Here is a 5,037-nt window from a genome sequence, read left to right as displayed (position 1 = left end):
ACCAAACGCGATCCGGTACCAGGCGAACGCGGCGAAGCTGTGGTTGGCAATAAACTTGAGCAAGCCGCGTACGGCGATCATCGCGAAGATGAACGCGGTGACGAAGCCGAGGGCGAAGACTGGCAGGTCGTTGGGCTGGAACAGGTCGCGGTATTTGTAGCCGGAGTACACGGCGGCGCCGACCATGGTCGGCATGGCGAGGAAGAACGAGAACTCGGTGGCGGCTTTGCGCGACAGGCCGAACAGCAAGCCGCCGATGATGGTCGAGCCGGAGCGTGAGGTGCCGGGAATCATCGCCAGGCATTGTACGAAACCGACTTTCAGTGCGTGAGACCAGCGCATGTCGTCGACGTGTTCGACGCTGATCACATGGCTGCGCTGTTCGGCCCACAGCATGATGATGCCGCCAACGACCAGTGCCACGGCGACGGTGATCGGGTTGAACAAGTATTCGTGGATTGCATCGGCGAATAACACGCCCAAGACCACGGCGGGTAGAAAGGCAATCAGCAAGTTGAGGGTGAAGCGTTGGGCATTACGTTGGGTGGGCAGGCCTTTGATGATGTCGAAGATCTTCGGTCGAAACTCCCAGACGACGGCAAGAATGGCCCCCAGTTGAATAATGATGTTGAACGCCATGGCGCGTTCGCCGCCGAACTCCAGCAAGTCGGCAACGATGATCTGGTGACCTGTACTCGAGATCGGCAGGAACTCGGTCAGGCCTTCTACGGCACCTAATATCAACACCTGGAAAAGGGTCCAGAAATCCATTAATCCTCCGTCGGCGCACTCTTGGCGAGCGACCGGTTTTATAACACTCAGGGGTTGAGTATCTGAAGTTACACAATTGAAGATCAAAAGATCGTTCGATCGCGCCCCGAACCTCGGCAGCGCCTACGCCAACGCATTTCAAAGGTAGGAGCAGCCGAAGATTCGGGCCGCGATCGGATGATCTTTGCGCTGGCAGAATATGACTTATCAAAAGACACACTCAAGCCATGTTAGTAATCGTCGGCCGACGAACTAATCGAAAAATATTTAGGCGTTTAGTACAAAAAAATTTGCTCTGCCGATAAATTGTGATCAGAATCACATTATTCAGGGATGGCCATACAGTGGCCAAAGGACACAAACTACGCTATCGCAATCACCTCAAAATAGTGGCACCATTGCATATCGCCACCATCTAAGCACTAGTTCACCATCCCGAGAAAATCAACTAAAAGCTTGAAAAGCTTAATTATTGTTAGAAAACTCGGGAGCCACGTCTAAAAATCGCGTGAATGTTACCAATTGTCAGTCACAGATGAGAACCGGTGCTTTAACATCCCGATGTCAGCACCTAATTCGAGTCAATGCATGATGCTCTCAGGGAACTTGGCGACTAGTAGTCCGCGCCCGACAAACGACGAACCCGGTGTTCTCACTCTGGGTCGAACCCGTGGCGTGGCTGAACATTTTAAAGCACTGGTCGCCCGGCACGTGCGCCCTGATATGGCACTGGATGCCAACGCCTACACTAGTTCATATAAGCAGTATGAACATCTCGGTTCCTATCGCGCCATCTTCCTTGTTATCGACAGCCCACAGGCGCTGGAAGACAATCTTGCGCTGGTGGAAAACCTGCGTAGCGATAACTTGAAACCGATCATTTGCGCGGTCATTACCGGGCGCGGCGCTTTCAACAAGATCAAGTATTATCTGGCTGGCGCGGACTTTTGTATCAAGCTCAATACCCTTTCCGATGATAGCGCCGAGCTGCTTGGCGAGTTCTTCAACAGTGAAGAATGGCAACGCGATATTGACCTGACGCTTGACCCGACACGTATCTGCCTGTTGGGCACCAGCAAGAAACTCGACATCTCGTTTGCCGAGATGAAGATCCTGGAAGCCTTTGCGCAAACCAGTAATCACATTCTGAGCCATGATGAAATCGCCAATATCATGGGCCTCAACAGCAATTTCTACGACCCTCGCGCACTGGAGAAATCCATAAGCCGCTTGCGTGGAAAAATCAAGGACATGTATGGTACAAACGCGATTCAGAGCATCCGCGGCTACGGCTATCGCCTGACGCGGGGCCTGATATCGACTGCCTGAGTCTCGGGCAGTCAATCTCTTTTGCATACGTACGAAGGATCGTCTAATGCAACCATATAGCTCCAGTTCTGCTTTACGCCCATTAAATAACAAGCACTTGAATGAGCGCGTCAACACGTCCCATAACAATAAAACTCCATAACATAGCAGCAGATCGAGTGGAATTTATCGAGGGCCATTATTGGGCCCAGACCCTGCCTTTCGATTACTTCCGAGGAAGTCATTGCTCGCCTGCCGATTTATCTTTTAGCCAATTTTGGTGTGTATTTAGGAGAGAGACATGGAAACTAGTACAACCCTCCCAAGGAAATATTTTGTTGTCGTGACTCACAGTACAACGTCGCAGCGCGAACTGGAGAGCATCTTGTCCAGTGAGCGTTTCAACTCGTTCGGCACGTCTCAGGCACAAATGTTTGTTGAAGGTGTTGCTTCGCCCTCTTCCGCCCCAATGGTGATGGAGTTCACATATCCAAGCATCAGTCGTAAAAACGTCGCTCGCAGTATCGAGCATGATACCCAGCGCATATTAGCCACGCTTGAATCGGAATGGCTGGCCGCACAAGCGGCGAATCCTTTTCACAGTGCTACGGTCATAAACGCTGAAAGCGGCAACATGCCACCGGCTTCCGAAGGCGCCACGCCTTGCAACGAAACCTGGCAACTCGACAATGATCAGGGTGCATTGATCAAAGAAGGCGTCGAGATTAGCCTGACCGGGCTGGAAACAGCATTGGTCAGGAAAATGCTCAACCATGAAGAGCGTGTGGTCAGCCGTGAAGAACTGATCCTCAGCATCGGTCGAGAGCCGGAGCAATACCGCGGCCTGGAAATGTGCCTGAGTCGTTTGCAAGACAAGTTCAAAAGTGCCAGTAACGGCGAACGATTGTTTCGTGCCGTACGAAATCGCGGTTATTGCCTGATCCAGGAAATCGTCGCGTAAACGCTACTGACCGCCGCGATCAACACCAACAGAAAACAGTGCGACAACAAAAACAACAAGAGCACTCTGTTTGGTTACACCTCCCCTGGTTAATTTCGACATTCCCTGCCGCCACCCCTCAAACAGTAACAAATACAACATCATTTATTCACCCCCTGCTCTGCGACCTTTTCTAACACCCCTCTATTTAATTATTAAAAGTTGGCACTGTGCCATCTTGTTAGAACTCGTCAGACACCATTCCCGGCAATAACTTAGTCTATTGACTGACGACAGTTCGGCATATCGACGTTGTTACCTCAGGACACTCGCTACAACAAAAACAATAAGTCTGCATAACAACTCGGTTTTCAACTGTTGAAACCTGAATGGACGTCTTTTGGGGATATCGTATGGATCTTTCTCTTAGTATCAATCGAAGCACGGGCCTCAAGGGACTGACCTTTTGGGGCCAATGGGCGCTGGCACAAGGCTTTGTCGTGACGCTGCTGTTCATCCTCGCGGAACAGCACACCGGGACGGTCGCGTTCTACTACCGAATGTGCGCCACCCTAGCGGTACTGGCGTCGGTGCCGGCTTACACGTTCAGCGGTGTTTATCGCAAACGCGATAACTACCTGAGCGGGTTGGGACGGCTGTTCATGGGGTGGTCGATGACCATGGCAGCGTTGGCGTGTATCGCGTTTGTCTGCCAGGCCGATGAGCTGTTTTCACGGCAGGTGATTCTGAGCTGGGCGGTGTACGGTTTCCTCGGTCAGGCGTTGCTGTATGCGCCATTGCATGCGTTTTCGAAGTTCTATCAGCGCACCCGCAAGAGCGAGCACAAAACCCTGATCGTCGGTACCGGCGAGCTGGCGCTGGGGCTGGCGAAGAAACTCAGCCAACTGGAAAACCTGCCATTGGTTGGCCTGGTCAGCAACGGTGACGTGCCTGCACTGGATGCCGATGCACCGCGCGTCGTCGGTGCCCAGGAGGAGTTGCTGGAGCTGATCGAAGCCCATGACATCCGCCGTTTGTACATCACCCTGCCGCTGTGCGAGGCCGCGAAAATCGAAGCGATGTATGTCGATTTGCTGGGGGCCAACGTCGATGTGGTCTGGGTGCCGGACTTGAACAGTCTGACCTTGCTCAATCACTCGGTGAAAGTCGTGGACGGTCTGCCAGCGATCTATCTGAACGAAAGCCCGCTGACCAGTCGCCCGACCGCTGCGTTGAGCAAAAGCCTGGTGGAAAAAGCCGTGGCCTTGCTGGCGATCATCGCGCTGAGCCCGATCCTGCTGATCATTGCTCTGGCGGTGAAGATCAACTCGCCCGGCCCGGTGTTTTTCAAACAGGATCGGCATGGCTGGAATGGCAAGGTGATCAAGGTCTGGAAATTCCGCTCGATGCGTGTCCACGATGACCGTGACGTGAAGCAGGCCAGCCGTAACGACTCGCGCATTACCGCGGTCGGGCGCTTTATCCGCCGCACGTCGCTGGATGAATTGCCGCAGCTGTTCAACGTGTTGCAGGGGCATATGGCCCTGGTTGGTCCGCGTCCGCATGCGGTTGCGCACAACCACTTCTACTCGGGGAAAATCCTCGCCTACATGGCGCGTCACCGGATTAAACCGGGGATCACCGGGCTGGCGCAGATCAGCGGTTGCCGCGGTGAAACGGACACCCTCGACAAGATGCAGAAGCGCGTGGAGATTGACCTGCAGTACATCAATAGCTGGTCGTTGTGGCTGGACCTGAAGATCCTGGTGAAGACACCGTTTACGTTGTTGTCGAAGGATATTTACTGAGATTGGGTGCGACGCACTGCAAGGGGACGAAAGTCCCCTTTTTTGTGCCCGGGATTTGGGAGTGGAGCTGGATTGCGGGTAAATGCAAATCCCTGTGGGAGCTGGGTTGCCAGCGATGGCGGCGGGTCAGGCAAAATCCATGTTGCAGGTGCCGGCCTCTTCGCTGGCAAGCCAGCTCCCACAGGGGATTTGTGCTTGGCTCAGGCCTTA

General features: G+C 53.5%; 4 protein-coding genes. 3 read left to right on the top strand and 1 reads right to left on the bottom strand.

The features are described 5' to 3' along the window. On the bottom strand, positions 1 to 771 hold a 771-nt coding region (locus DBR24_RS03985; RefSeq protein WP_128613964.1), incomplete at its 3' end, for an undecaprenyl-diphosphate phosphatase. A gap of 588 nt (positions 772 to 1,359) precedes the next feature. Here DBR24_RS03985 and DBR24_RS03980 point away from each other — a divergent pair. The 3 genes from DBR24_RS03980 to DBR24_RS03970 all read left to right on the top strand — a co-directional run bounded on the left by DBR24_RS03980 (position 1,360) and on the right by DBR24_RS03970 (position 4,827). Further along, positions 1,360 to 2,100, top strand: coding sequence for a winged helix-turn-helix domain-containing protein (locus DBR24_RS03980; RefSeq protein ID WP_128613962.1), 741 nt, complete (start codon positions 1,360 to 1,362; stop codon positions 2,098 to 2,100). A 280-nt stretch (positions 2,101 to 2,380) separates the two neighbouring features. Continuing rightward, positions 2,381 to 3,040, top strand: a complete 660-nt coding sequence (locus DBR24_RS03975; RefSeq protein ID WP_123462013.1) for a helix-turn-helix domain-containing protein — start codon at positions 2,381 to 2,383, stop codon at positions 3,038 to 3,040. A 392-nt stretch (positions 3,041 to 3,432) separates the two neighbouring features. Then, the gene (locus DBR24_RS03970) at positions 3,433 to 4,827 is read left to right on the top strand and encodes an undecaprenyl-phosphate glucose phosphotransferase (RefSeq protein ID WP_123462011.1); all 1,395 of its coding nucleotides are present in this window, start codon (positions 3,433 to 3,435) and stop codon (positions 4,825 to 4,827) included. Positions 4,828 to 5,037: the final 210 nt, after the last annotated feature.

The organism is Pseudomonas sp. HMWF006, assembly GCF_003061205.1.
GTDB classification, from domain to species: domain Bacteria; phylum Pseudomonadota; class Gammaproteobacteria; order Pseudomonadales; family Pseudomonadaceae; genus Aquipseudomonas; species Aquipseudomonas monsensis.
The sequence above is the reverse complement of the archived record's forward strand: the minus strand, read 5'-3'. Positions and strand labels throughout refer to the sequence as shown.